Below are 26,925 nucleotides of genomic sequence, written 5' to 3' on the forward strand. Positions count from 1 at the left end.
GTAGTGTATTGTCGTTGATGATACTAAAATTGAGGATTTAATGACGCTATTCTGATTAAATCAGGGATTTTACCCGGATAAAACCCAAAGATTGTAAAATTTTGTTGCAGGATTTAACACTTTCTCCCAAAAATATTTTACAGTTTTCTAAACTACACTACTCAGGAGTTTAAGCCATGCCGACTTATTTATCGCCGGGTGTCTATGTTGAAGAGGTGTCTTCTGGTTCTGCACCGATTGCGGGAGCAGGAACGAGTGTTGCTGGATTTATCGGTATTTTTCAACGTAAGTCCCCTGCTGGATATTACATCAACAAAATTAGTCAGGAAAAAGTAGGCGTTGGGGATGGTAACAAGAAGATTTTTTCGCTGAAAAATTACCCAGTAGCGACGGACAAAGAAAGTGTTACTTTGCCTGAATCAATACCCAAAAACAGTGAATTTAAATTAAACAATGTAACAAATGACAAAATTTCCAACATTGAATTTACATCGGCTCCCCCTGACAAGTCCGAAATTATAATTGATTACTGGACTTCAGTTTCATCAGGTGAAATCAAATTAATTACTAATTTCACTGAATTTAAACAATTTTTTGGGGATTTTACCAAGGACAATCCAGAGCAGAATATTTTTGCCCATGCGGTTTATGGTTTCTTTCGCAATGGCGGAACTCGGGCCTATGTCACCTGGGTATCCGATACCAAGGATGTAGATGGGGTTTTGAATGATTTTGAAGCCATTGATGAAATCAGTATTGTTGTCGCTCCCGGACAAACTGATGCCAAGATTATTGGCCAAATTAAAGACCATGCCGCTAAGATGGGCGATCGCATTGCCATCCTTGATTGTAAGACTGATATTAATTTAGGCAGTGAAACCAAGCCAACAGTGCCTGAATTTACTTCTGACTATGCGGCGTTCTATTTTCCCTGGATACAGGTTTACGACCCTGCCACAAAGACCAACATTTTTGTTCCGCCCAGTGGACATATTGCGGGGGTTTATGCCAGGGTTGATGGAGAAAGAGGTGTTCACAAAGCCCCAGCTAATGTGCCTCTTTTAGGTGCTTTGGATTTGCAATTTAACATCAGTAAAGCCAAGCAAGATAGGCTTAATCCTAAGGGTATCAATGTTATTCGTAAACTCAATGGCAATATCCTGGTTTGGGGGGCGCGTACCCTCGGCGGTGACGCAAATTTAGAGTTTAAATATATTAATGTTCGTCGTCATTTTTGTTATTTGAAAGACTCCATTGATAAAGGGACGCAATGGGTTGTTTTTGAACCCAATACCCCTGAACTTTGGGCAAAAATCCGTCGTAATATTTCTGCTTTCTTGACTTTAGAATGGCGCAAAGGAGCTTTATTTGGAACAACTCCCCAGGAAGCTTTCTATGTCAAATGCGATGCAGAGAATAATCCTCCTGCTCTACGGGATCTCGGTCAAGTGGTGATAGAAATCGGGGTTGCGGCGGTTAAACCTGCTGAATTTGTGATCTTTCGTTTGAGTCAGTGGTCTGGCACTAAAGAATAAAATGCAACAACTCCAATCTAAAATTCCTGGCGTTTATTTAACGGAAATTAGTCCTGCTCCTGAAGCCCAATTACTCACGGGAGTTCCTATTTTTTTCGGTCTTGCTGGTGATCAGGAGAAAGTTTATTTTCCTCAACGACTAACTCTGTTGGGTCAGTTTGAACAATTTTTGAGTCCTAAGAAAGATGGGTATTTAGGGGATGCGGTTCGAGGCTTTTTTGAAAATGGCGGTCGTCTTTGCTATGTTATGCCTTTGCCCGATAATACCCTAGATGCTTTGAAAAGGGGATTAGAAGCGAGTGAAATTGTCGAAAACATTGATTTAGTCTGCGCTCCCGACATCGTGAAGGGTGATACTCAGGATATTTTAGAAATGCAACGGGAAATTCTATCCCATTGTGAAAAAATGGGCGATCGCTTTGCTATTCTAGATGCTGTTGATAGTGCTGAGGTTCAAGCCATAAACAGGCAAAAACAAGGATTAATTAGCAATCATGGGGCATTGTACGCGCCTTGGCTCAAGATTGAAAATCGAGAAAATCCCATTCCTCCCTGTGGCCATATTGCGGGAATTTATGCCCAATCTGACCGAACGGGTGGAGTTCACACAGCCCCAGCCAACCAAGTCATTGAAGGCATTCTTGATCTCAGTTTTTCCCTCACACCAGAGCAGCAAATCCAACTCAATCAAGCAAAAGAAGCGGGGGTTAATATCATTCGTAGTTTGCGGGGACGGGGACTAAGGGTTTGGGGGGTTCGTACCCTGAGTGATTTGCCTGAATGGAAATATGTCAATGTCTGTCGTCTTTTTTTGACGTTTAAACGTTGGATTGAATTCAACTTAGGGGATACTGTATTTGAACCCAATGATTTTTCCCTGTGGTTACGCATACAGCGAGAATTGACCATTTACTGTGAATCTCTTTGGCAACAAGGAGCCTTACAGGGAGAAACTACCGAGCAAGCATTTTATGTAAAATGTGATGCAATCACCAATCCACCCGAAAGTCGGGAAATGGGAAAAGCGATCGCACAAATCGGTTTAGCTCCTACCATTCCAGGAGAATTTATTCAACTTCTTTTGGTACAAACGGGAAATAGTATTGCCCTAGTTTAGGTTGCTAAATTAGCAAAATAATTTTGCATAAAATCATCAACCAAGATAGCGACTAAAATTTATTAAACAATACGGAGATCTAATCATGCCTAACGTTGTTAATGCCCATGACCCCTATAGTGGCTATAATTTCTGGGTGGAATGGGATGGCATTATCCATGCTGGTTTTCGGGAATGTAGCGGATTAACGGCTACCCGCGCAGCGGGAACCTATCGAGAAGGTACGGACAAAACTTTAACCCAACGCCAAATTCCAGGCCTCAATAGTTACGGCAACATTTCTCTCAAACGCGGCATTACCGATAACCAAGAACTCTGGAAATGGCATAAAACTTTACAGGACGGCACAGCAGAGCGACGCAACGTCTCCATCATTTTAGCTGATAATCAGGGACAAGAAAAAATACGTTGGAACTTAGAAAATTGTTGGCCAACCACCTGGAACGCCCCCGATTTTAATGCCACTTCCGATGAAGTCGCAATCGAAACCTTGGAATTAGTTCACGAAGGCATTACTGTCAGTTAATCAGCCTTAAATAATTGATAATTATCTATGCTACAAACCGAATTTTCCTTTATTCTTCCCCAGGGGTATCTGGATGCTCATGGAAATCTCCACCGTGAGGGAACCATGCGTCTCTCCACAGCCCAGGATGAAATTGCCCCTCTACGAGATCCCAGAGTGCAAAAAAATCCAGGCTATTTGATCATTATTCTCTTAGCGCGGGTAATTACCAAACTGGGAGCATTAGAGCAAATTAATACCAAGGTGATCGAAGAATTATTTTCGGGAGATTTGATTTATTTGCAGGATTTTTATCAACGAATTAATCAAAATGGTCATAGTCGTTTATTGGTTGCCTGTCCCCATTGCCAAGGGGAATTTGAAGTGGAGACCGTTCCTCTGGGGGAGTAAGTCGCTACCCCCCAGAGCGTTTACTGGAGGAGGTAGCCTATCTTGCCTACTATTTTCATTGGACCCATGACCAAGTGATGATGATGGAACACCGCGATCGCCAACAATGGGTTGCCCAGGTCGCACGAATCAACGAACAACTCAACAATTCTTAAATTCAAGGAGCGTGCAGTGAATCCCCTATTTACAAAACTTAATGATGCTTTAAAGAAAGGATCGAATCGTTCTTTAAAAGAACACGATCCTTATAAAAGTTACAACTTTAAAGTGGAAATCGGAGGAGTGATCGAGGGTGGATTTACGGAGATAACAGGCTTAAGCAGTGAAATAAAGCTTGAATCCTATGAGGAAGGAGGAGTGAATGGTTTTGTTCATCAATTTCCTAAAAATACAACCTATCCCAATCTCGTTTTTACACGAGGATTAGTCAGTAATGATCTATTTTTTACGTGGTACAAAGCGACCAGTAAAGGCATTATTGAGCAAAAAAATGGCACGATTCTTTTATTAAATAGTCAACGGATTCCCGTTTTGTCGTGGACTTTTAAAAATGCCTATCCCGTTAAATGGGAAGGGCCAACGTTCAATGCTAGTAGTGACGAAATTGCGATCGAACGGATCGAACTCGTTCATCAAGGGATTACTAAGGAAAGATAGGTATTTTCATGGAAAATTCTTCATTAAACTGGCAAGATTCATTAAATCCTCAGTTGTTGCAGCGGTTAGTTCTTTTAGGTCAGCAACCTGGCATTATTAAGCAGGATATTGGCCAAAAAATTATTGATCGTTGCGATCGCTTTTTGAATCGTTTACCCCTATTAAGTCAATATCTACAGCGTTGGCAAGGGCTTAATGAAATGTCTGTAGACTCTGTACCAATTGTTTATGCTTTACCTGCTTTGAGAGAGTCAGAAAATAATCAAACTTTGACAGTCAATCAGACTAACAATTTAGCCTCAAATACCGAGAAAACCATACAAGCAAAAACAGAATCTTCTCAAACACCCTCAGCAGCGAGTAATTATTTGACAGAAAACAGAGAACCTAATATTGCCAATCCTATAGTAATTCAAGCATCAACGGTGAATGAAATTGCTCCTGCGATAGAAATGCCTTTATCAATTAATTCTACCCCTGTAACACCCGGACAACAATCAGAAAATAATCAAACTTTGACAGTCAATCAGACTAACAATTTAGCATCAAATACCGAGAAAACCATACAAGCAAAAACAGCATCTTCTCAAACACCCTCAGCAGCGAGTAATTATTTGACAGAAAACAGAGAACCTAATACTGCCAATCCTATAGTAATTCAAGCATCAACAGGGAATGAAATTGCTCCCGCGATAGAAATGCCGCTAGTGACTAATTCAGAATCCTTAGAGGCGATCGCAAGTTCATCTACTATGATTACTGGAAAATTTAAATCAGAAACTTCTGATTCTATTAACAAAAAAAACAGTATTTCTTTAACCCAACATCAAACTGTTCATCCATTAGCGATCATAGATAATTTTTTATCGTCAAATCAGACATATTCCTTGATCAATAATGGTTTTAAAAGGGAAGATCCATTACCGATTACCAAAATTATTGATAGAAATTCTAATTTTTCGGAGAGAAAATATCTAATTGTTAATCCATTATTACAGGAAAATTCTTCTAAGTTATTATCTCAGAATAAGTCTATTCAACAGCGTCCTTTAAGTCTGCCTATATCATCAACCAATTCCTCCCTAATTAATTATTATGAGAATACAAAACAAACATTTAATCGCTCTTTAGAAGAACCTATCACTGAGGAATTTTTAGTAGATTCGATGATCTTAGAGCAAAGAAAAATTAAATTACCTGTCGTTAAAATTTCTCATCAATACCCTTCAGAAAATATACAAAACCAACTGCCCATGCCACAATTTGGTTCGTCAAAAGTGCCTAGAATTAACGTAAAAACTAGGGTTGATAGCCCAGAGATCGCGGCTCCCTTACCCCTGGCTTCTAGAATTCCATCATTGCCCAGTTCTACTAACTTTGATATTCACAGGCAATCGCCACAACAGAGTCCAGAAGTTCCTAAAGTTTTTGCGGTATCATCTCCTCCCACAGAAACCAGAATTTCTCCCATGCAAACCACTCCACCAAAAGTTAATCTAGAGGCGATCGCCGATCAAGTTGAGCGGAAAATCATGCGACGTTTAGTAATCGAAAGTGAACGCAGAGGACAAAAACGATGAGTTTAGAAAAATTAAAAATTTATGCCGAGAAAAGCAAAGGGCAAAAACCTGGTCAATTTCCTTTGCTGATCAAAGTTCCCTTTAACCCGAATCAGATTACTGTTACTAAATCAGGAGGTGGAGTTGAATTTCATAAATACAAAAGAACTTATAACTTTTTTGAAGATCCTGCAACTCTAAGTATTAATTTATTTTTTGATACTACCTTTGAGATAAAACCCAATAAAAATGTTCAAAATTATACGAGACTCATTTACAATTTGGCACAGGTTAATCTCAACTTAAAACGTCCTCCGCGATGCCGATTAGTATGGGGGACAATATCAGGAAAGGACAGTGTTTTATTACCCGATGGTTTTTTAATAAGTGTCACTAAAACCCTAACCCACTTTCTTGAAGATGGAACCCCTGTTCGTGCTACCTTAGATTGTACGTTTAAAGAGTGGCAAGAACCAGGGATAAAAGCCAAAATTGGCAACCCGATTGATGATCCCGTGAGGATTGTAAAAGAGGGAGAAAGTCTCAGTAGTATTGCCACAGAAGAATATGGTGATCCCTCTCTATGGCGAATTATTGCCGCAGAAAATCGCTTGATTAATCCTCGAATTTTAAATCCAGGAATGGTGCTAACAATTCCCCCTTTACGAATTAATAATCTTCAAAGTTCATAAAATTAAGATCAGCTATGCCAAGTAATGCCGACCTATTGAACCCAAATAAAAAAATCTTAATTAACGGTAGTTCTCTATCCCCTGAAGTAGATGCCGATTTGATTTCAGTATCTATTTCCGAAGATATGGAAGTACCGAGTATGTTTGAATTAAAAATTGCCAGTTGGGATTTAGTCAAACAAAAAGTAACCTGGGCAGATAATAATTTATTTGAAATTGGTAATGCAGTAGAAATTCAAATGGGATATGCAAAGGATCTCAAAACAATTATTACGGGAGAAATTACTGCTTTAGAACCAGAATTTAGTCAAGAATCAGTACCCGTATTGGGAGTGAGAGGCCATGATTTACGCCATCGTTTATTACGTGGTAATCAGACAAAATCTTTTCTCAAAGTAAAAGATAGTGAAATTGCTAGCCAAATTGCTAGATCCAGAGGATTGAATGCCAAAGTTACTGATAGTAAGGTAAAATTAGAATACGTCTTACAACATAATCAAACTGACTGGGATTTTTTAAAAACTCGCGCCGAGCGCATTGGTTATGAGGTGGTCGTTGACAAAAAAGACTTGTATTTTCGTCCCCATAAAAATTCTGCGGGTAAGGTTTTAACACTTACTTATAAAGAGGATTTAGTTGAATTTTTTCCTCGCTTAAGTAGTCTAAATCAAGTTTCTGAGGTAGAAGTTAGAGGTTGGAATCCTCAAGACAAAGAAGTTGTGGTGAGTAAGGCGGGGGTGGGCAAAGAAAACAGTAAAATGGGAGGAGATAAAACAGGATCTCAGATGATCCGCACCTTTGGAAAATCTAGTAACACAATTGTCGATCAACCGATGTCAACAAAAGCAGAAGCCGACGAAATGGCCTTAGGACAATTTCGAGATATTTCGATCGCCTATGTGATAGCGGAGGGAAGTAGTTTGGGGAATCCCGATTTACGAATCGGCAAAGTGATCGAAGTTAAAGGTATCGGTAAGCGATTTAGCGGTCTTTACTACGTGACGACCACAGAACACAAATTTTCACCCGATCAAGGGTATCAAACTCTATTTACAGCTAGGAGGACTGCGACATGATGGGAATGGACTTATTAATGGCAAAGGAACAAAATCATAAATTTTATGGTGTGACTATTGCGATCGTCACCAATAATCAAGATCCTAAAAAAATGGGTCGAGTTAAGGTTAAGTTCCCTTGGTTATCAGAAAATGATGAAAGTGATTGGTCTAGGGTCCTTAGTCCAATGGCAGGGAAAGATCGGGGTTTATTTTTGTTGCCCGAAGTTGACGACGAAGTTTTAGTGGCTTTCGAGCATGGTGATATGAATTTTCCCTACATTCTTGGTTCATTATGGAATGGTAAAGATACGCCACCTGAAGTGAATGAAGATGGAAAAAATAATAAAAGAATGATTAAGTCGCGCAGTGGTCACACTATTATCCTAGATGACACTGAGGGAGAAGAGAAAATTATTATTCAAGATAAAACAGGGAAGAATCAAATTATTATTGATTCCCAAGAAAATACGATGAATATCAAGGTGGAAAAAGATTTAACCATAGAAACAGGCGGAAAAATTATCTTAAAAAGTAGTGATGACGATGTTTCGATAGAATGTAAGAACTTATCAATTAAAACCCAGGAAAATTATCAATTGGAAACGGGAAAAGATTGTACTATAAAAGCTAAATCTAAGTACGCACTGGAAGCGTCCTCGGGCTTAGGTATTAAGTGTTCAGCAGGTGTAAAAATTAATAATAATTCCCTGGAGGTGATGTAATGGATATTGATTTTTTAGGAGTGGGTTGGACAAGCCCGGTGAAGATTGATGAAAAAGGTCAAATTAAAACCCAAAAATATGAGGATTCAGTTCGTCAATCTATGATCATGATTCTCCGTACAGCTAAGGGAGAACGGGTAATGCGTCCTAATTTTGGTTGCGGTATCTATGAAAGGGTATTTTCTCCCAATAATCTCGGAACCATCGGTCAAATCGTCAGCGATGTGAGAGAGGCCTTAATTGAGTGGGAACCTCGTATTGATGTTTTAGATGTTGATACCATTCCTGATGCGAGTCAACCTCATGTTATTTTGATCCAAATAAACTATCAGGTTCGCACTACTAACAATATTTTTAATTTAGTTTATCCATTTTACTTAGATCAATAACAACTATTTCTCTATTCTAAACCTACTACGGAGGATTAAATATGACTTCTTTACCGCCTAAAATTGACCAACGTACCTATGAAGAGATTGTCCAACAAACAGAAGCCTTTGTTCAAGAGTTTACTTCGAGTCTTGAACAGGGATGGAAAGCCCCTCCCCTAGGGCAAATGGATGTGGGTCGAGCTTTAATTCGCATTTTTGGTCGTATGGTAACAAAAATTAGCGATCGCCTCAATCAAGTCCCTGAGAAAAATTTTCTGGCCTTTCTCGATTTAATTGGCGGACAATTACAGCCGCCTCAACCCGCAAAAGTTCCCTTAACTTTTTATTTAGCCGAAGCCAGTCCAGTGGGGGCATTTGTTCCTGCCTATACCCAAATTTCTGCACCTCCCCTGGAAGGCAATGATGAGGAAATTATTTTTGAAACTGAGCAGGAACTTATTGTTACCACTGCTCAATTAAAAGCGGTATTTGTACGAGAACCCAATCAAGATAAATATGGTGACTATACCTTATTTGTCACAGGAAAAGAAGATCAATCTTTTCTGGTTTTTTCAGGCGATCGCCCGATTCAGCATTCTCTTTATATAACTTGTCATGAAATATTTAATTTGCCTGAATTATCTAATTTAAGCCTGACTATAGAAACAAATAATCCCCAAAGTATGGCGGATTTAAATTTATCTTTAGATTGGTCTTATTGGAATGGTCTAGAGTGGCAAAATCTTTCTCGTCCTAACTTAACGATTAAAGACAGCCAGTGTATCTTAAATTTTGCTGATATTAAACTTCCTTCTGTCTCTGAAATTAATGGAAAATCAGGAAAATGGCTACAAGCCAAATTAAAATTAAATTCTTTACCCAAGAATTTGCCCATTATTAATCAAATTCAAGGTAGCACACAGATTAATCAAGTAAATCTCATGCCTGAAGTTTGTTTATATAATGATACACCCTTAGATCAGAGTAAGAATTTTTATCCCTTTGGAGAAGAACCCAAATTAAATGATACTTTTTATATTGCCTTACATGATAGGTTTGTTAAACCTGGCGCAAATATCACATTGACTTTTGAGTTAAGCTATACCTCCAATCTAGCCCCTTCTGATATAACTATTACCTGGGAAATACAAGCACAGGGAGAATGGAAAAAAATTGCGATAACACAAAGTGAAAATCAATTGTGGATGAATTCATCACCTCAGTTGATTAAAAATAGTCCAATAACTACGACATTAAAGTTTCCCCAGCAAATTCCTTCACCCAGTACAGTTAATGGAGAAACTCGTTACTGGATTCGCGCTAGAATTACCCAAGGACTTTATGGACAAGCTTCCACTATTAGAAAATATGCCATCTATAATGAGGTGGCTATCGTTGATAGTGTCACTAATGATAATAAAACGATTTCTATCGTAGGTACAGCATCAGATTTTTTCAAAGCTGGTGATATGATCCGATTAGTCTGGTTAGAAAATAATAGTGAAAAAAGAGAAGAATATAAAATTCAAAGTCTTAGTAATAACCAATTAACCTTAGAAACATTAGTTACTAATCCCCAAGCCAAAGTAAAAGGAACAAAAATTTTCTTAAGATATGTCATCTCTGAAACCGTTCCTCCGAATTATGACCCACCGATCATCCAATCTCTTAAGTTAACCTATAACTTTGATTTTAATGAAAAGGCGATTTATTTTGCCTATAATGATCTTCATTATTCCCAGCCGAAAAAGTTTGATATAAAATTAACGGATAAAATAGATCAGGGTAGTCAGAAAGTCAGTATTAATCAAGTTGAAGGTTTGGCAGTTGGAGAATTTTTAACATTCCCCTCTCAGCCTAATCCAGAAATTCATCAAATCGAGTATATCAATCCTCAAACTAAGCAACTTATTTTAGCGGCAAGTCTCAGTCAAACATACTCAAAAGATACCCGTATTGATTGTCATTTTCGACCATTTATCCCCACTATTGATAAAAATCCTAGTTTATATTTAGGGTTTGATAAACCTTTTGGCAATCAAACAGTTACTCTTTATGCTCAGGTAAATCCTCCATCTCCTCAAGAATTATCTCAAGCAATTTCTCGAAGTAATCCCCAATTAATTTGGGAATATTTTAGCCTTCTGGGTTGGCAAACTTTGGGAGTCAATGATCAAACAAAAGCATTTTCTCACAGAGGCTTAATTCAATTTATTGCTCCTAGCGATTTCACCAAATCAATGATATTTAATCAGGACTTATACTGGTTAAGAGTCCGTTGGCAAGGGGGAAATTTTTCGATTCAGCCTCGTTTAAATAAAATTTTGACCAATACAACCTGGGCAGTTCAGGCAACTACGATCCAAGCAGAAATATTAGGTTCAAGTAATTACGAAGCTCACCAAACTTTTACTGCCGGTTATTCACCGATTTTAATCGGAGAAAAATTAGAAATTCGAGAAAATGAAATTCCTGAACAATTTGATTCGGATAAATTGACAGTGATTCGAGATAATTTAGGAGAGATTGAAGAAATTTGGGTAACATGGCAAGAAGTTCCCGATTTTTATAGTTCAACGGAGAGCGATCGCCATTATTTATTAGATCGTCAGACAGGAAAAATTAGCTTTGGTGATGGACAATCAGGGATGATTCCTCCCAGGGGTCGTAATAATATTCGTCTTTCTTTTTATCGTACTGGCGGTGGTGAACAGGGAAATCTCGTTTCCCAATCAGTCAATCAACTTAAAACCACTGTTCCCTATATTGATCGAGTTGTCAATTTAGAAGCGGCGGCTGGGGGGGCCAATCAAGAAAAGCTCGAACGCCTCAAAGAAAGAGTTCCGCAAAAATTACGGCACAGAAATCGCGCAGTCACCCTTCAAGATATAGAAGATTTAGCCTATGAAGCCTCTACGGATGTGAAGAGAGTTAAATTAATTACACCAGATTTAATGACTCCAGAATTTAGTGCATTAAATGGAGGTTTGTGGTTAGATCCGACCAAGAAAGACATAACACTTAATGATTATATCAACAGTAAAAGGACACAAATTACCAACCCCGATGAATTTAAAAAAATGCTATTATCAATTAATCAGGATTCGGGAAAAGTTAAATTAATAGTTTTACCTAATAGTAAAGAACGTCAACCCAATCCCAGTTTAGCTTTATTAGAAAAAGTCGAAGGCTATATCCAATCGCGTTGTGAGGCGATGTTAGATCTAACTGTCACCGTTCCCCAATGGCAAGAAATCATTGTAACTGCCACCATTACACCCACGACTTACCAAGGATTAGATCGCCTCAGAGAGACGATTAATCGGCGTTTAGAAGCCTTTTTACATCCCCTGACGGGCGGAAGTGGAGACGGTTGGCGATTTGGACGCTATCCCCAAAAGTCTGATTTTTACGCACTCATTCAGTCCATTTCTGGGGTTGATCATGTGGATTTATTGGAGATTAATCCCGATCCCGAATCCCCTGAACTAGCGGCCGACTCATTAATATTTTCGGGGCATCATATTATTCATTTGCAATCGTCTGGAGGAAATTAAATTATGAATTTACCCTTACCTAATCTAGATGATCAGAGCTATGATGATTTGGTGCAAGAGGCGATCGCGCTTATTCCCTTAGAATATCCTGAATGGACTGACCATAATCCAACAGATACGGGAATTATTCTAATTGAATTGTTTGCTTGGTTAACAGAAATGACCCTTTATCAAATTAATCAAATTCCCGATCAAAATTATGCTAGTTTTGTGAGTTTATTAAAGGGAGAACAATGGACTTTACCGAACAAATCTACTGAAGAAAAACAGAAACAACTCCAGCTAGAAATTAGAAAAACCTTATTAGAATTAAGAAAAACCTATCGGGCTGTCACGGAAGAAGATTACGAGAAACTCATTCTTGAAGAGTGGAAAAATTCACAGGATTTTACCAAAGCAGAATCTATCGCTAGGGTTAATTGTTTACCTCTGAGGAATCAAAATCAAACTAACGCCAAAGGTCATATTACCCTAGTTGTTGTTAAAGATGATGATAATATTACCAGCACAGAAACTGCTGCCTATCCAAATCTCTTTAAATTTCTCGATCAGCGAAGATTATTAACCACCCGTATTCATCTAGTCGCTCCTAAATATATATCAGTTAATCTGGAAACAACATTAGTGATTGAAGATGGCATCAAGCCAGAAGATGTTAAAGAAAATGCTCAGGAAGCGTTAAAATATTATTTTCATCCTTGGCAATCAGGAAAATATTGGCAGGGCAAGGGCTATCCCTTTGGTCGCAATGTTTATATATCAGAATTGTATCAACTGTTGGATAATTTATCTGGGGTAGATTATGTAAAAAAATTAATTATTCACCCAGAAGAAAAAACTCAAATAGTTAACTCAGAAAAAAAATCTGAAACAGTCCTCACTGAAATTAGGGAAATTAGGTTAGATGATGACCAATTGATCAATTTGCAAACTGCAACAATTACAATCGAGGTGAAAATCGGCAATGAATCCAGAGAAGTCTAAGTTAGTCAGTAGCTATCTGCAATATTTACCTGCCATTCTTCAGGAAGATCCCTTTATGGGTAGGTTTTTATTGGCTTTTGAAAAGATTCTTTCGGGAGTGAAGGATTTACCCAGTTATGAAAAAATCATTCAAGGAAATAGCAAAAATGTCCCTGGATTAGAAGAGATTATTAATCGGATTGAGACTTATTTTCATCCCCAAGAAACGCCAGAGCAGTTTTTGCCTTGGTTAGCGGGTTGGGTGGCCTTAAGTTTACGAGATGACTGGGAAACTAGCACTAAACGAGCATTTATCAGGGAAATCGTTCAACTATATCGGATAAGAGGGACAAAACAGGGCTTGGCTTCGGTTTTAAAGCTCTATCTAGTCAATTCAGGTTTTGGCGATAAGGTTGAAATTTTTGACCAATTTGATAATTTCCCGAATTATTTTCAGGTTCAATTAACGTTAAATGACCGCGATCCTGAAAAGTATTGGCGACAGTCTAGGATTGCGAAAGCTATTATCGATCAAGAAAAACCAGCCCATACCTTTTATTCGCTGAAAATTCTTGTGCCGACAATGCAGTTGACCCGGCGATCGCAGGTTAACTATCCCTTTAAATTATTTAATGACCTTCAAACCCAAGATTTTACATTAGAAGTTGCGATTATTCCTCAGCAAACCGCGCCAGAGAAAATTATTAATTTGTCTAGGCAGTTAGTTGTGAAAATTCAAGGAAATACAACTGAAATTACTCCTTATTCTCCCTTAATTGTTACAGATAATCAGGCTTTTTACGTTAAACAAAAAATAACCTATCAACAATTTTTAGATAATTTAGCAGGTTTTAATGTGATATTGTCTAATCAAACTGATAATCTTTTTGTAGGAGGTTTAAAAGTAACGCTTTTTATGGATCTTAATGGTAATCAGAAAGAGACTATCTTATTAGAACAATCATTGAATTTATTACCCGTTCTCAAACTTTGTAGTCAAGATAAATCAGGTAATATTATTGGAGGTAATACCATTCTTAAACAAGCCCAATCTCCTGAGTTTTCTGGGATGCAGATTACCAAGTCTTTCTGGACAAATCCCTATAATTTCACTTTATTTGACCCTCCCATAATTCAAATTTTTGAATTAGAGGCTACCGTACAAATTAATCAACCTCCAGCAATCACAGAAAAGATCATCAACAATATTGCTCTTCGTTTTCAAGATGAAAATTCCAACTATCATTTATTAACGCCGGAAACAGTTGTTCAAAGCAATAAAATGACCATTAGATATATCCGGAAATCAGGTTTTGGACTAGACAGGTTAAGGGTTTTAGATTCTTTTTCGGAGATGTCTATTAAACGCCAGCTTAGTTACCCACAACTTCTCGATATTTCAGATAAGTTAAAGTTGACAGTTAAAAATCTTAACAATGTTGAGACTAGCGGAAAAGTTCGTGTTAGTGTTAAAATGAATATTAATCTAGTTCCAGCAGTTTTTACCTTGTTTGAACAAGATCTAAACCTAGCTGCTGTTCCTCCTAAAGATATCTTAAAAATTTGTTATCAAGATCAGGATGGAAAAATCATTAACACAGATAAACAAGGCACTGTTTTTACCATTTTAGGAACTCAGTAACTTTAACCATTAATTAAATTATTCTGACAATTCATTTTTAAGGAGTCAAGCCATGCCCAAATCAAAAACCGATTTTACCAACTTTGTTGATGCCCGCCCTAACTATTTCCCTGGTCAATTTTTATTAGAAGATGATTTTGAGGTTGAACAAAAATATCTAATTGACCGCCAAAAATATCATCGGCAAAGTCTTCATGTTTCAGGCCTTGTTGAAGGATTGGAAGTAGAGGTGATCAAGGATAAGCAAGAAGTCCAAATAAAATCTGGATCTGCTATTAATAGCAATGGAGATTTAATTATCCTGAAAAAGGATACTTCTTTTTCTCAGTTTGCTCCCCTGACGAATGGAGAGTTATATATTAGTTATAAAGAAGAAAAACAGGTTAAACAACAAGAAGACTTCACTCGCTGGCAAGAAGTCCCAACCATTGGTTTTGCGGCTACAACTCCCAATGATGGTGTGAAGTTAGCTAAAATTTCTATTGTTAATAATGTTCTGACGTTAGATTTAACTGTTCGTAGTTATTCAGGCATCTTTTTGCCTAATGCGACTGGCAATGATTTAACTCTGCGATCAGGAGGAAATGCTAATCCTAACGTAGCGATTTTAAATGGTAGTTTAACGGTAACGGGAACAATTACAGGTAATATTGATGCGACAAATATTAATTCTGGAGTATTAGCTGTTGATCGTATTCCTAATTTATCAGCAAATAAAATTACTTCTGGAACATTAACTATTCCTGGATCTTCAGGCACTTTGTTACAAGTTGGAGCAGAACTTGGTAGCTCAGCACAGATTGATCTATCTGGTAATATACAACTTAAAGAATATCACACTAATAATCTTGCTTACCTCCAAGCCAGAAATGATACTTCAAATCGAAATATTGGACTAAGAATCAGAACTCAAAAACAGGGAACTACTAACCGTGAACTTGTTGAAGCACTTACAATTTCTCCTACGGGCAATGTCGGGATTGGTACAGAAACCCCATCTGAAAAACTAGAAGTTAGTGGCAATTTAAGAGTTACTGGCACAATTACAGGTAATATTAATGCGACCAATATTAATTCTGGGGTGTTAGATATTGCTCGTATTGCTAATAATAGTTTATCATCAGATAAAATTATTTCTTTATCAGCCGATAAAATTACTTCTGGAACTATTTCTGGAAATCTGTCAGTAACAGGAGCTTTAAACGCCGATAGTTTAGTTCTAGGACCTACTAATGCCTCTAATTTACGATTAGGCTATCATCAAGATTATTCTTGGATTCAATCTCATGGCAATAAACCTTTGCTGATCAATACATCAAATAATGTTGGCATTGGTAGTACGGTAAATCCAATTGCTAGGTTAGATATTTCCTCAGCTTCTCGCACTGGAACTCATCCAACAGCGGTTAAAGGCTTATACATAACCGGTGATTTTAATGGTGATAGCGATGGTGTAGAATTTCGCCATAGCAATGGTAGTCAAGGAATTGGTTTTGGCTTCAATACCATTTATGCAGCGGGAAGTAATGCTAATCAAGATTTAAGCTTGAAACCAAAAGGAACGGGACAAGTTACGGTTTCTGGTAATTTAAAAGTTACTGGAAGTCTGACAGCAGGAGGTTCGGATATTTATTTTACGCAAACTGATCACACTTATACAGGTTTTGGCAACACAGAGGGTTTTGCTGCCATTGAAAATTGTTCCACGTTTGGAGCTTTAATGATTCTCGGAAGACAGACCTCAAAAGGTCGCTGTGTTAAATTATGGGATTATTTAGAAGTTCTTGGTGATTTAAAAGTTACTGGAACGATAACAGTTACAAATAAAATTATTTCCAGCCTATTCAAAGTTACCCAAGTCTTTGATAGAAAGCGAGGTCCTTTACCTATTTCGGATAAATTCACTACATCAGGAGGTAGTTTGGTCATTATATTTACAGGAACAACATATGTAAGTAGTGTTTCTTTGATGGGCATTAAATTGACAATAGATAATAATGAAAATAACTCGGCATTTATTGAGGCATATACCAACGAAATTAACTCTCACAAATCATTGCCTACCTCAGTTATTTTTAGAACTGCAATTAGTGCTGGTGAGCATACTTTGAAAATTGAAAAAGGAGCTAACACAGCAACTGATGTTAACGATTTGTTTTATGCAACAGTTTTAGAACTACCCTTTTAGAATAAACATCTTGCAAATTTGATTGTGTGATACAATGTGGATCTGTGGCTAAAAAACTTATTTGACGTTAGTTAATCTTGGATGGCATTAGCAGAATAACAAAAAAATTGAAGTTTGAACAACTCATCGTTGTACCGTGAACTTTAATTTGCAATGTAAGATCTAATGATGTTTCTATGAACAATCTGGATAATGAATTCACCCTAAAATTACATCCTCGTCCTCAAGAACAAATCTCTCTAACTATCCCGACCGACACCTTAGCTTCTCTCAAAAAAATTGCCGCTAGTCGAAACCTCTCCGATGAAGCCCTATTAAAACTTTATATTGGACAAGGGTTAAGACAGGATTTAGCCAAACAATTTGGCGATCCAATTATTGAAAATAACGGCTAAAGTATTGGCAAAATATCTACGATTCTTGAGGAAATTCCGTGTGAAATAAGCTAAAAAACGATGATCAAACACTTCAAAATATTTTAAAATGTCTGATTTTATCTTGATCACAGGGGATAAAGTCATGTTTAATCCCACCTTTGGACAGGCAATTGTTACAGTCCGCCCAGGGGACTTAATCGGTACAGGCAAAGGTAAAATTAACGGTAAACTGATTTGTGTTGATGGCGACGAAAAAACAGTAATCGTCCCTGGTTGCCCCTACATGACCCCCCAATATAGTATTCCTGGTGTGGGCATTCTTTCTATTCAATCTCTGGCAGGTAACCAAAAAGCAACGAAAACCAAATCAGGTGGTAAACCCGTCCTCCTCAAAGGAGCCACTTTTACCGCTAAATTCCAGGTCGCTGTTCCTGCCCAACAACCCACACCAGCCGGACCAATCCCCGATGCTACCCCCCAATATTCAGGGACGGGTACATTTATGACCACCAACCTCAAAGTTAAAGCAACCTAACACCATGAAAAAACAACTGGAAAAACGCCTAACCGAACTCAAAAGCGAATTTGAAGCGGGTCAAAAAATGATGACAGAACTAGAAAGTAAACAGTCCAATCTGCGGGATACATTACTGCGAATTAGTGGAGCAATTCAAATCCTAGAAGAAGAAATTAACAGAGTTAATGAAACCTTAGAACCCGTTCAAGAAACTCCCGTAGAAATTATTAACTAAAATTGTTTATTTTGACGATGAAAATAGGGCAGTTTGTCATTAGATCTCTTACAGAAAAAGGACATAATATATTACAGCAGTTCCCGGTATTATGAAGTACAGATATTAATGATAAAACTCTTGTGGTGCGGGCATCTTGCCCGCATAAAGTGTACCTCAATCAAGCTGAAATTGCTGTATATCCGACAAAGATTTGTCTAAGTATAGTCGCCTAAATCCCCCGTCATTAAAATTTTGTTTTGCTTCTGATATTCCAGACGGATCGCTTTAATAATATGGTTCATAGCGATCGCTCTGTTGTCCTGATTCTCATCCCCCGCTGCCAAAAAAGCCGCCCGTAGTGCAATATTGCGAATATCCGCCCCCGTTAACTCAAAACGACCAGCCAAAAAATCCAAATCTAAATCCTGACAGATAGCCGTATTCATCGGCAACATAAGCTCCCACATTCGACGACGTTCCTCCTGAGTCGGTAAGGAAAACTCAATAATAAACCGTAATCTGCGCGTAAAAGCCTCATCTAAATTATGGCGAAAATTAGTCGTTAAAATCGCAATTCCTGCATACTCTTCCATTTTTTGTAACAAATAACTCGTCTCCATATTCGCATAGCGATCGCGGGCATCCTTGACTTCAGAACGCTTACCAAACAGGGCATCAGCCTCATCAAACAAGAGAATAGCATTAGAATTAGTGGCCGCATCAAATACCTGACTAAGATTTTTTTCCGTATCGCCAATATACTTACTAACAATTTGAGACAGATCAATTTTATATAAGTCTAACTGTAAATCCTGAGCAATTACTTCCGCTGCCATGGTTTTTCCCGTCCCTGGCGCACCTGAAAATAAGGCATTTAACCCTTTACCCAGGGATAATCTCTCACCAAACTGCCAGGTTTCCATGACAAAATGATGCTGTTTGGCTTGATTACAAAGTTCTCGGAGTTGATGAGCGGGGTTAGACTCAAGAATAATATCCTCCCAGCCATACTTTGGCTCAATTTTCCGGGCTAGGGTAATCAGAGCATACCCAGATTCCGCACGCGCAGCCGCAAATAGATAACTCGATTTAGGCTTCTCCTTCCCCTGAGATTCCTTGTCTTGATAACCTTCCCAGAGCATCTGTTGACTAGCCATTGCCACCGCATTCCTGATCTGATGGGAATAGAGACGAAAGCGATCGCTCAAAGAGTCCAGTTCGGCAGGGTTTAACATTATACCCAGGGGCGTTAAATGGGATAACCAACAATCCCGCCGTTGTTCAAAATCAGGCAGAGTAAAGGGAATCGTTAATAAACCCAAGGGATAGGGACTACTGGGAAAAGGCATTTCCCCCGACAAAATCACCAGGCTGGGATAATCCCCTAATGCTCTACAAAGACCTTGAAAGGCGATATTTTCAGTATTTTGAAAAAGTGGATCGATATTCGCTAAATAAAGCCAGGTTTGTTGCAGTTGAGCCTGTCGCCATAGCAGAAACAAAGCCGTTTCTTGATTGACTTTTGCCGCCATCATTTTTGGCAAATCAACGATCAGTAAGGAAGCTTTGATCTGATTGGCTAGGGATTGAACCAGGGTTTGTTTTTCTAGGGAATCTCCACCCTGAAAATAGAGTTTTAGAGGTTTGCTTGCTTGCCAATGGTCTTGGATGAGTCGGAGTAAGCCTGGGGGACTTTTTAGGGCAGTAAATTCGGTTTGAGGTTCAATCATCAGGGCGTAATCTTTAAATCGAGCATCTAGCCCAGGGATTTCTAATAAATATTGAGTAATTTGCGGGTCTAGATGTAATTCCTGGGCGAGTAGGGAACTATGGTCAACAGGTGAAACGAGTTGCAACAAGCGATGGCGTATGAGGGTAGAGTCCGGCTGGAAATAGCGGCGATAGGTGAGTTTTTCGGGAATATTCGCACAAATTAAGTTAAGAGCCAGATCAACCGTCGGTCTTTTGGCTCGCACATCGTCCTGGAGATAGGCATAGAGTTTTTCATAATTGCGATCGAGTTCAACAGCCAAAGCGATCGCCATGATTTTAATTTCAATATCATCTAATTGATAGGTTTTTTGTAGCCAATGTAAGGGAGTGTCAGCAATAACAGCGATCGCTAAATTCGGGTTATCTTCTGTTACGAAAGACGATTGATCCAGAGTTTTTCCTACTATTTTTTCGGCGGTTTCTGGGGTGATTTGTAACAGGTCATGATAGGGGTTAACGGTTTTTTCTGCGTCATCCAGATTGGCGATCGCGGTTTCAAGTTTTTGGTCTAACCATTGCAGGAGGGGGATAAGATGGGGAAGCATTAATTTGGGTTAAGATATTGAGATTTTAACTGCTGTTGAGTAGTTTAATGCTAAAATTAGGGACATTATTCAGCTTTTATCAATTTTTTGAGATAACGGGAGAAAAGAGTCATGGTGCAAACGAGACTTCACAAGCATTCTCTATCTAAAGCAGAGCAAGCTGTATCGAATGTTGCTTCTCGTGCTTCTGTCCGTGATCCGATTAATGAGTTTCAGGAAGTTTATGGCAGTCGGGCAGCCAGTGCAGCATTTAGGCAACAAATCACGTCAGATTTTTCTCAATCGGGTCAAATTCAGTCAATGATCCAAGCGAAACCGAGTTTTCGGGGTTTATCCCAGGAGTTGGCTCCGATTCAAGCAAAATTAACAGTCGGGCCAGCGAATGACCGCTATGAGCAAGAGGCGGATCGGGTGGCGGCTCAGGTGGTGCAACGAATCCATGCTCCTGTTTCTAATTCATCAACCGAAGGGCAGTCTGTCCAACGAAAGGAAGATGAGGATGAATTACAATTGAAGCCCATCGCTCCTATTCAACGAAAAGAGATGAGCGCGGGTGGGGAAGTATCAAGCGATTTGGAATCGGAAATTAATCGTGCGCGGGGGGGAGGGCAACCGTTAGCCCCTGAGATGCGGTTGAAGATGGGTGAGGCGATGGGGGCTGATTTTAGTGGGGTGCGGGTACATAGGTCTGAACAGGCGGATAAGTTAACACGGGCTGTGGGTGCGCGGGCGTTTACGACGGGGCAGGATTTGTTTTTTAAGCGGGGGGAATATCAGCCAAGAAGTCGGGGTGGGCAGGAACTGATTGCCCATGAGTTAACCCATGTAGTACAGCAAAATGGTGGGACTGTACAGCGTCAAGTAGAACAGAACTCCACATCAATTAATACGAACTCTGCATTCACACAATCCCTACAGCGAAAATTTGATCCCAGTGTAATCGCTATGTTAGAAAAACACATTGGCTCAAAAGCTAGTCAGCAAAAACTCGTAGCTGGTAAGAAGCATGGTCAAGGGATGGCAGAGGAACTTGCGCGAGGAGGGGACGGAAGAAATGAAAATGTTAATAATTTTACAGCAGGTGAAGGTCAAGCAGCACCTGAAGTAATGTCGCAGACTTTAATGAATCTAGTCAGACTGACCAAATACGATGATACTGCTTCGGCGAGCGTACTAGAGTTAGCAAATGGCGGGCAAGATCTTCAAGATGAACAGATGTGGAATCTCATCGTTGTCAACTCAAAGTTTATGTCATACATACTGCCTGGCATGACAATCAACAAAATCATTCCCGACTCAACAATCCAAACTATTTTGGAAATCAAGCAGAATCATAAACAGGGGACATTAGTGGGCGGGTCAGTTGCCCATGAGAAGAACTACGATCAAGGACTTACTGGGGAAGAAGCTACTGCCAATTTTGGGCTTGACTATGGAGGTTATCAAGCAGGCACTTTGAAGGCGGATGGAACAATGGCAAAAGCAGATGCTCATAGCTCATATGTCTATGATACTGCTGCTGATGATAAAGGACGGACGCTTAAAGCTGTGCCAAATGTCTTTTATATGAAAATAGCAATTCCTGAGAATAAATTAGCTGACGTTAAAGTACCAGTTCACGGCAACGTCAAAAGTTGGGCTGAGAACAAGCTATTAGATATCCAAACAACTATTGGTGATCCAGTTTTATTGCAAACACTAGCAGAAAAAGCTGGAGCGAAGGATTCAGGCCAGATGCTTACTTCCTTGTCCAAAAAGATTGAGATTCTGACTCAATTTATTGCCAGAGCCAAGGTCGATCAGGGTATGTTGACAACACTGACGGCTGACCAGAAGAAGAATAAGGAAGATCCGCTAACAAATATGGGTATGACAAAGCCTAGCTCTAGATTACAAACCGCATTTGGTACGATTAACCAAGAGTATCATATAGGCCGTATGAATGTTCCTGAAGGATCGGGGTTATGGCTCAAGGATTCTACTGGTGTTGACATTCTAGTAGGTCAGTTCATCCCGAATCCCGCAAATTCTAATACAGTAGAGTGGGGAAATCTGAAGAAAGATTTGATAGAAGCGAAGCTTTCTGAGAATGAGGCTTTGCGTAACAAAACAAAATGAGAAACAGTGCGATCGCCGATCTTGTCGGGTGCGTTAATGAAATGTAACGCAACATAAGTATGGGAGGTATCGGTGCGTTACGCTGCGCTAACACACCCTACCAAAAAGTGCGATCGCTGCCCCTGTCGGGTGCAGAATGTGGGATGTAAGGCAACATAATATAACGCAACATAAAGATGGCTACTTTTCACCCGACAGATCGGCTAAAGTTATAAGGCGATCGCCGAAAAATAATTTGTAAATTAACTATCAGTAAAATCATAAATTTACAATGCAATCTCCTCCTCGTACAAACACCTTAGACAACCTAGAAGCCTTTCTCCAACAACCCAACATTGAAAGCTCACCCGCCTGGGAGTTTATTCAAGGGAAAGCCCAACAAAAACCGATGCCCACCCTTTTTCATTCCCGTCTTCAACGTAACCTAGTTAACCAAATTAACAACCGAACCCAATCCTACGAAGCCATTCAAGAACTCCGTTGCATTGTTCCGCCCCTTTCTCCTGTTCCTGATATTGCTATCATTCAACAGGATCGGCTTTCCGATGAAGATGGCCCCTTTCAAGGTTCACCCGACTGGCTAATTGAAATTCGCTCTCCCAATCAAAGTATGTTAGATTTACAAAGTAAAATTTTGCATTGCCTAAGTAACGGAACTCTACTCGCCTGGTTAATTGACATTCAACGCCGACAAATTTGGGTTTGGGAAAAACAGGAATTACCCCTAATTTATGCAGGAAATGATCAACTTCCTACTTTAGATAACATTTCTGATTTTACAGTAGAGACAATCATTGCCCTAACCCAACAACAAGCTTAGAAATCTGGATTAAATAGAATTATCATCCAAAATTTCAGTTTTTTGTACCAAAGCAGCGCATTTTGATCTTAATATTTGTGCGTTACGTGATCGCTAACACATCCTACCAAAAAGTGCGTAAGCGTTGCGCTGCTGCAAGCAGTTCGCCGATCTTGTAGGTTAGGTTAAGGAAAAGATACTTAGCAATTCACTATTTAAAAATTGAAACACTAGTGATCTCTTTTTGATTTGATCAAGAAAAGATCACTATTCTTTTCTTCTTTACCTTCGAGAATGAAAACGCCCTGCTTGCTTGCGAGGAGAGGCAAAAGGTCTGTTTTGAGACAATGAAGAGGTAAAAGAGGGGCAGAAACAGGGATTTTAGTATAGTTTATAACCTTGCAAATATGCTTTGAGATTTGTGGAATGTAATTAAGGTCAATTTAGACAATTTAGACAATTTAGACAATTTAGACAATATTTTAAAAATCTCGATATGATATAGAAGTAAATGAAAATTAAAAAATATTGATTTCAATGTTAAATGAATCTGCCAAATTGCCAAAACTTAAAGATTCACTAATTGAGCAAATTCTTTTAGGAAATAAACTTACTCCTGAGTTAATTGCAATTCTGACTATATATTTTGTCCAAGGGATATTAATGTTATCCCGGTTAGCTGTTAGCTTTTTTCTCAAAGATGAATTGTTATTAAGTCCCGTACAAATGTCCGCAATTATCGGTATCAGTACCATACCTTGGATGATTAAACCATTATATGGTTTTATTGCTGATATTTTACCATTATTTGGCTACCATAGAAAAACTTATATATTCCTATCGGGAATTATCGGTAGTGCAGCTTGGTTGAGTTTAGGAACAATAGTTAATAGTGGCTCAATTGCAACAATGATGATTCTCCTTTCTTCTTTTTCCGTTGCTCTTAGTGATGTGATAGTTGATTCCATAGTAGTGGAAAGAGCCAGATCAGAATCAGCAGAAAAATTAGGTTCTTTACAATCTCTTTGCTGGGCTATTTCAGCCATTGGTAGCTTATGTACAGCTTACTTTAGCGGCCTACTTTTAGAATACTTTACCACTCGTACAGTATTTTTAATCACGGCATTATTTCCTATAATCACCTCATTTGTCGCTTGGTTAATTACAGAAAAACCCATGAACAAAGATGATCAAAAAAACAATTACGATCATATTAAATATCAATTAGTACAAATACGTCAAGCAATCACAAAAAAAGCAGTTTTACTACCAACAGTATTTATATTTGTTTGGCACGCTACACCAAATGCCGAATCAGCGTTTTTCTATTTTACAACCAACGAACTACAATTTCAACCAGAATTTTTAGGACGAGTGAGATTAATAACAAGTTTTGCTTCTTTAGTGGGAGTGTGGGCTTTTCAGCGTTACTTTAAAACTATCTCCTTTAAAATTATCTTTACTTGGGGTATTCTTATATCCACCGCTTTAGGAATGACAACCTTATTATTAGTAACTCATACCAACAGACTTTTAGGAATAAATGATCATTGGTTTAGTTTAGGTGATAATTTAGTTATTACCGTGATTGGACAAATTGTATTTATGCCCGTCCTAGTATTGGCAACAAAGCTTTGTCCTCCCGGTATAGAAGCCACATTTTTTGCTTTAATAATGTCTATATTTAATTTAGGAGGAACAGTTTCCTATTGGTTAGGGTCTATGATGATGAAATGGTTAGGAATCACAGAAAATCAATTTGATTTATTATGGTTACTAATCATCATTACTAACTTGAGTTCTCTAATTCCCATATTTTTCATTAATTGGCTACCAGATGGTACAATAGAAATTGATGATAGTTCATCAATATAGTCTTTCAGGATAGTCAACCGAAAAAATGCAAACATTAGAAACCCAAGATCACCAACAAGATAACCAAATTGTAGAAAAATCCTATACCATCAAAGATTGGCAAGGTGGATATGAATCCCTTCCCGAAGAATATGACTATTGGATTGATGATATTGAAGGAGAAATACCCCCAGAATTAGCAGGAACATTATTTAGAAATGGATCAGGTTTATTAGATATAAATGGAGAAAGATTACACCATCCTTTTGATGGTGACGGGATGATCAGCCGCATTACATTTATCAATGGCCGCGCTCATTTTCGTAACCGATTTGTACAAACAGCAGGTTATTTAGCAGAACAAAAAGCAAAAAAAATTCTTTATCGGGGGGTTTTCGGCACACAAAAACCCGGTGGTTGGTTAGCTAATATTTTCGATTTTAAACTCAAAAATATTGCCAATACCAACGTTATTTATTGGGGTAAAAAACTCCTAGCATTATGGGAAGCAGCTGAACCCTATTTACTCAATCCTCACACCTTAGAAACCTTAGGAAATGAATATTTTAACGGTGTCTTGTCCCAGGGAGAAGCCTTTAGCGCCCACCCACGAATTGATCCCCGTGGGATATTAGTTAACTTTGCCATAAAACCGGGATTATCAACCACAATTACCATCTTTGAATTGAATACCAAGGGAGAAGTTACCAGCAAAAAAAATCATCAAGTTCCTGGTTTTTGTTTTATTCATGATTTTGTAATTACAGAAAATTACTGTATCTTTTTCCAAAATCCCGTTAAATTTAACCCCATACCTTTTGCTTTAGGAATATGTGGTGCAGCGGAATGTATTAAAGTTGAAAAAAATCAACCCACAAAAATCATCATTATTCCTCGCACCACAAAAGCACCCATGGAAAAAGTCAAAATTTTAGAGACCAAAGCAGGTTTCATTTTCCATCATGTTAATGCTTTTGAACTAGAAAATGAAATTATCGTTGATTCTATTTGTTATGAATCATTAATGGAAGTTGAACCCAATAGCGATTATCGAAAAACTGATTTTGATAAAAATTCACCCCCCCAAATATGGAGATTTCATCTCAATTTATTAGAGAATCAAGTCCAAAATCAGTTAATAGATACTCGTACCACTGAATTTCCCGCTATGCACCCACGTCACGTAGGTAAACCATACCGTTATTTATACAGTGCTGCGGCTCATCAATCAACATTGAATGCACCATTACAAGCCATTTTTAAGGTAGATTTAGAATCAGGAACAAAACAACTTTGGAGTACAGCACCGCGAGGATTTGTAGGAGAACCAATTTTTGTTCCTCGCGCACATTCTCAACAAGAAGATGATGGTTGGATTATAGTTGTAGTTTACAACGCAGAAAATCATCGTTCAGAGATAGTGATTTTAGATGCTCAGAATTTGGCAAAAGGTAGAATTGCAAAACTAGGTCTAAAACATCATATTCCCTACGGTTTACATGGGAGTTTTACACCAGAAATATTCATTTAATGTAGGTTGGGTTGACGAAACCCAACAACATCATACAGCAGATTTCATTTTTATGAGGTACACTTTGTGCGGGCAAGATGCCCGCACCACAAGAGTTTTATCATTACAGCAGTTTCCGAAGTTATGAGGTACAGTTAGTAATAATAAAGATAATACTGTCATGAAAGCATATTCAGTGGATCTCCGAGAAAAAATAGTTGCAGCCCATATTGAGGAA

Annotated in this window: 23 protein-coding genes and 1 pseudogene; 22 read left to right on the forward strand and 2 right to left on the reverse strand. The window is 38.5% G+C overall.

Annotation, left to right across the window (positions count from 1 at the left end; all coding sequences use genetic code 11):
* Positions 1-176: 176 nt before the first annotated feature.
* The 18 genes and pseudogenes from H6F39_RS14405 (at position 177) to H6F39_RS14485 (ending at position 18,106) form a co-directional block, all read left to right on the forward strand.
* Complete coding sequence (locus H6F39_RS14405; RefSeq protein WP_190396904.1) at positions 177-1,535, forward strand: phage tail sheath subtilisin-like domain-containing protein; 1,359 nt, start codon at positions 177-179, stop codon at positions 1,533-1,535.
* A 1-nt stretch (position 1,536) separates the two neighbouring features.
* On the forward strand, positions 1,537-2,652 hold the full coding sequence (locus H6F39_RS14410) for a phage tail sheath subtilisin-like domain-containing protein (protein ID WP_190396905.1): 1,116 nt from the start codon (positions 1,537-1,539) through the stop codon (positions 2,650-2,652).
* Between the two features lie 85 nt (positions 2,653-2,737).
* The gene (locus H6F39_RS14415; protein ID WP_137906579.1) at positions 2,738-3,178 is read left to right on the forward strand and encodes a phage tail protein; all 441 of its coding nucleotides are present in this window, start codon (positions 2,738-2,740) and stop codon (positions 3,176-3,178) included.
* A 27-nt stretch (positions 3,179-3,205) separates the two neighbouring features.
* Positions 3,206-3,568 carry a phage tail assembly protein gene (locus H6F39_RS14420; protein WP_137906580.1) on the forward strand — a complete coding sequence of 121 codons (363 nt, stop codon included), beginning with the start codon at positions 3,206-3,208 and terminating at the stop codon, positions 3,566-3,568.
* Positions 3,569-3,585: 17 nt separating this feature from the next.
* Positions 3,586-3,723 (forward strand): annotated as a pseudogene (locus H6F39_RS21200) (DUF6760 family protein); the annotation flags it as partial.
* A 16-nt stretch (positions 3,724-3,739) separates the two neighbouring features.
* Positions 3,740-4,225: a phage tail protein gene (locus H6F39_RS14425; protein ID WP_137906581.1), complete on the forward strand. Its 486-nt coding sequence runs from the start codon at positions 3,740-3,742 to the stop codon at positions 4,223-4,225.
* Positions 4,226-4,233: 8 nt separating this feature from the next.
* Positions 4,234-5,805, forward strand: a complete 1,572-nt coding sequence (locus H6F39_RS14430) for a hypothetical protein (RefSeq protein WP_190396906.1) — start codon at positions 4,234-4,236, stop codon at positions 5,803-5,805.
* Complete coding sequence (locus H6F39_RS14435; RefSeq protein ID WP_190371722.1) at positions 5,802-6,476, forward strand: LysM peptidoglycan-binding domain-containing protein; 675 nt, start codon at positions 5,802-5,804, stop codon at positions 6,474-6,476. The genes H6F39_RS14430 and H6F39_RS14435 overlap by 4 nt, the downstream gene beginning before the upstream one ends.
* A 35-nt stretch (positions 6,477-6,511) precedes the next feature.
* Positions 6,512-7,552, forward strand: a complete 1,041-nt coding sequence (locus tag H6F39_RS14440) for a phage late control D family protein (protein WP_242028651.1) — start codon at positions 6,512-6,514, stop codon at positions 7,550-7,552.
* A gap of 5 nt (positions 7,553-7,557) precedes the next feature.
* On the forward strand, positions 7,558-8,256 hold the full coding sequence (locus H6F39_RS14445) for a phage baseplate assembly protein V (protein WP_370539395.1): 699 nt from the start codon (positions 7,558-7,560) through the stop codon (positions 8,254-8,256).
* Positions 8,256-8,645, forward strand: coding sequence for a GPW/gp25 family protein (locus H6F39_RS14450; protein ID WP_137906586.1), 390 nt, complete (start codon positions 8,256-8,258; stop codon positions 8,643-8,645). The genes H6F39_RS14445 and H6F39_RS14450 overlap by 1 nt, the downstream gene beginning before the upstream one ends.
* 41 nt (positions 8,646-8,686) lie before the next feature.
* A complete protein-coding gene (locus H6F39_RS14455; RefSeq protein WP_190396908.1) occupies positions 8,687-12,184 on the forward strand; it encodes a baseplate J/gp47 family protein in 3,498 nt (1,165 codons plus the stop codon).
* Positions 12,185-12,187: 3 nt separating this feature from the next.
* The gene (locus tag H6F39_RS14460) at positions 12,188-13,168 is read left to right on the forward strand and encodes a baseplate J/gp47 family protein (protein ID WP_190396909.1); all 981 of its coding nucleotides are present in this window, start codon (positions 12,188-12,190) and stop codon (positions 13,166-13,168) included.
* A complete protein-coding gene (locus tag H6F39_RS14465; protein ID WP_190396910.1) occupies positions 13,149-14,789 on the forward strand; it encodes a phage tail protein in 1,641 nt (546 codons plus the stop codon). The genes H6F39_RS14460 and H6F39_RS14465 overlap by 20 nt, the downstream gene beginning before the upstream one ends.
* 52 nt (positions 14,790-14,841) lie before the next feature.
* A complete protein-coding gene (locus tag H6F39_RS14470) occupies positions 14,842-16,977 on the forward strand; it encodes a hypothetical protein (RefSeq protein ID WP_190396911.1) in 2,136 nt (711 codons plus the stop codon).
* A 176-nt stretch (positions 16,978-17,153) separates the two neighbouring features.
* Positions 17,154-17,372 carry a hypothetical protein gene (locus tag H6F39_RS14475; protein WP_190396912.1) on the forward strand — a complete coding sequence of 73 codons (219 nt, stop codon included), beginning with the start codon at positions 17,154-17,156 and terminating at the stop codon, positions 17,370-17,372.
* Positions 17,373-17,460: 88 nt separating this feature from the next.
* A complete protein-coding gene (locus H6F39_RS14480; protein ID WP_190396913.1) occupies positions 17,461-17,889 on the forward strand; it encodes a hypothetical protein in 429 nt (142 codons plus the stop codon).
* A 4-nt stretch (positions 17,890-17,893) separates the two neighbouring features.
* On the forward strand, positions 17,894-18,106 hold the full coding sequence (locus H6F39_RS14485; RefSeq protein WP_190371714.1) for a hypothetical protein: 213 nt from the start codon (positions 17,894-17,896) through the stop codon (positions 18,104-18,106).
* A 197-nt stretch (positions 18,107-18,303) separates the two neighbouring features.
* On the opposite strand, the gene H6F39_RS14490 is transcribed toward H6F39_RS14485, so the two are convergent.
* Positions 18,304-20,406 carry an ATP-binding protein gene (locus tag H6F39_RS14490; protein ID WP_190396914.1) on the reverse strand — a complete coding sequence of 701 codons (2,103 nt, stop codon included), beginning with the start codon at positions 20,404-20,406 and terminating at the stop codon, positions 18,304-18,306.
* A gap of 111 nt (positions 20,407-20,517) precedes the next feature.
* On the opposite strand from H6F39_RS14490, the gene H6F39_RS14495 reads away from it, so the two are divergent.
* The 4 genes from H6F39_RS14495 to H6F39_RS14510 all read left to right on the forward strand — a co-directional run bounded on the left by H6F39_RS14495 (position 20,518) and on the right by H6F39_RS14510 (position 26,708).
* On the forward strand, positions 20,518-22,524 hold the full coding sequence (locus H6F39_RS14495; RefSeq protein WP_199290945.1) for a DUF4157 domain-containing protein: 2,007 nt from the start codon (positions 20,518-20,520) through the stop codon (positions 22,522-22,524).
* A 271-nt stretch (positions 22,525-22,795) separates the two neighbouring features.
* Positions 22,796-23,344 (forward strand): Uma2 family endonuclease, encoded by a 549-nt coding sequence (locus H6F39_RS14500; protein ID WP_190396915.1) that lies wholly within the window; start codon positions 22,796-22,798, stop codon positions 23,342-23,344.
* A 516-nt stretch (positions 23,345-23,860) separates the two neighbouring features.
* Entirely contained in the window at positions 23,861-25,198 is a 1,338-nt protein-coding gene (locus H6F39_RS14505; RefSeq protein WP_190371711.1) for a folate/biopterin family MFS transporter, read from the forward strand.
* Positions 25,199-25,223: 25 nt separating this feature from the next.
* Positions 25,224-26,708 carry a carotenoid oxygenase family protein gene (locus tag H6F39_RS14510; RefSeq protein ID WP_190396916.1) on the forward strand — a complete coding sequence of 495 codons (1,485 nt, stop codon included), beginning with the start codon at positions 25,224-25,226 and terminating at the stop codon, positions 26,706-26,708.
* A gap of 30 nt (positions 26,709-26,738) precedes the next feature.
* On the opposite strand, the gene H6F39_RS20510 is transcribed toward H6F39_RS14510, so the two are convergent.
* A partial coding sequence (locus H6F39_RS20510) for a hypothetical protein (protein WP_206753556.1) occupies positions 26,739-26,925 on the reverse strand: 187 nt, incomplete at its 5' end.

Origin of the sequence: Dolichospermum sp. FACHB-1250 (assembly GCF_014696335.1) — a bacterium.
GTDB lineage: Bacteria > Cyanobacteriota > Cyanobacteriia > Cyanobacteriales > Nostocaceae > Dolichospermum > Dolichospermum planctonicum.

Excerpts from the sequence above, each read along its gene's own strand:
- H6F39_RS14405 (WP_190396904.1), top strand. The coding sequence starts at position 177 with ATGCCGACTTATTTATCGCCGGGTGTCTATGTTGAAGAGGTGTCTTCT.
- H6F39_RS14410 (WP_190396905.1), top strand. The coding sequence starts at position 1,537 with ATGCAACAACTCCAATCTAAAATTCCTGGCGTTTATTTAACGGAAATT.
- H6F39_RS14415 (WP_137906579.1), top strand. The coding sequence starts at position 2,738 with ATGCCTAACGTTGTTAATGCCCATGACCCCTATAGTGGCTATAATTTC.
- H6F39_RS14420 (WP_137906580.1), top strand. The coding sequence starts at position 3,206 with ATGCTACAAACCGAATTTTCCTTTATTCTTCCCCAGGGGTATCTGGAT.
- H6F39_RS14430 (WP_190396906.1), top strand. The coding sequence starts at position 4,234 with ATGGAAAATTCTTCATTAAACTGGCAAGATTCATTAAATCCTCAGTTG.
- H6F39_RS14435 (WP_190371722.1), top strand. The coding sequence starts at position 5,802 with ATGAGTTTAGAAAAATTAAAAATTTATGCCGAGAAAAGCAAAGGGCAA.
- H6F39_RS14445 (WP_370539395.1), top strand. The coding sequence starts at position 7,558 with ATGGACTTATTAATGGCAAAGGAACAAAATCATAAATTTTATGGTGTG.
- H6F39_RS14450 (WP_137906586.1), top strand. The coding sequence starts at position 8,256 with ATGGATATTGATTTTTTAGGAGTGGGTTGGACAAGCCCGGTGAAGATT.
- H6F39_RS14455 (WP_190396908.1), top strand. The coding sequence starts at position 8,687 with ATGACTTCTTTACCGCCTAAAATTGACCAACGTACCTATGAAGAGATT.
- H6F39_RS14460 (WP_190396909.1), top strand. The coding sequence starts at position 12,188 with ATGAATTTACCCTTACCTAATCTAGATGATCAGAGCTATGATGATTTG.
- H6F39_RS14465 (WP_190396910.1), top strand. The coding sequence starts at position 13,149 with ATGAATCCAGAGAAGTCTAAGTTAGTCAGTAGCTATCTGCAATATTTA.
- H6F39_RS14470 (WP_190396911.1), top strand. The coding sequence starts at position 14,842 with ATGCCCAAATCAAAAACCGATTTTACCAACTTTGTTGATGCCCGCCCT.
- H6F39_RS14475 (WP_190396912.1), top strand. The coding sequence starts at position 17,154 with ATGAACAATCTGGATAATGAATTCACCCTAAAATTACATCCTCGTCCT.
- H6F39_RS14480 (WP_190396913.1), top strand. The coding sequence starts at position 17,461 with ATGTCTGATTTTATCTTGATCACAGGGGATAAAGTCATGTTTAATCCC.
- H6F39_RS14485 (WP_190371714.1), top strand. The coding sequence starts at position 17,894 with ATGAAAAAACAACTGGAAAAACGCCTAACCGAACTCAAAAGCGAATTT.
- H6F39_RS14490 (WP_190396914.1), bottom strand. The coding sequence starts at position 20,406 with ATGCTTCCCCATCTTATCCCCCTCCTGCAATGGTTAGACCAAAAACTT.
- H6F39_RS14495 (WP_199290945.1), top strand. The coding sequence starts at position 20,518 with ATGGTGCAAACGAGACTTCACAAGCATTCTCTATCTAAAGCAGAGCAA.
- H6F39_RS14500 (WP_190396915.1), top strand. The coding sequence starts at position 22,796 with ATGCAATCTCCTCCTCGTACAAACACCTTAGACAACCTAGAAGCCTTT.
- H6F39_RS14505 (WP_190371711.1), top strand. The coding sequence starts at position 23,861 with ATGTTAAATGAATCTGCCAAATTGCCAAAACTTAAAGATTCACTAATT.
- H6F39_RS14510 (WP_190396916.1), top strand. The coding sequence starts at position 25,224 with ATGCAAACATTAGAAACCCAAGATCACCAACAAGATAACCAAATTGTA.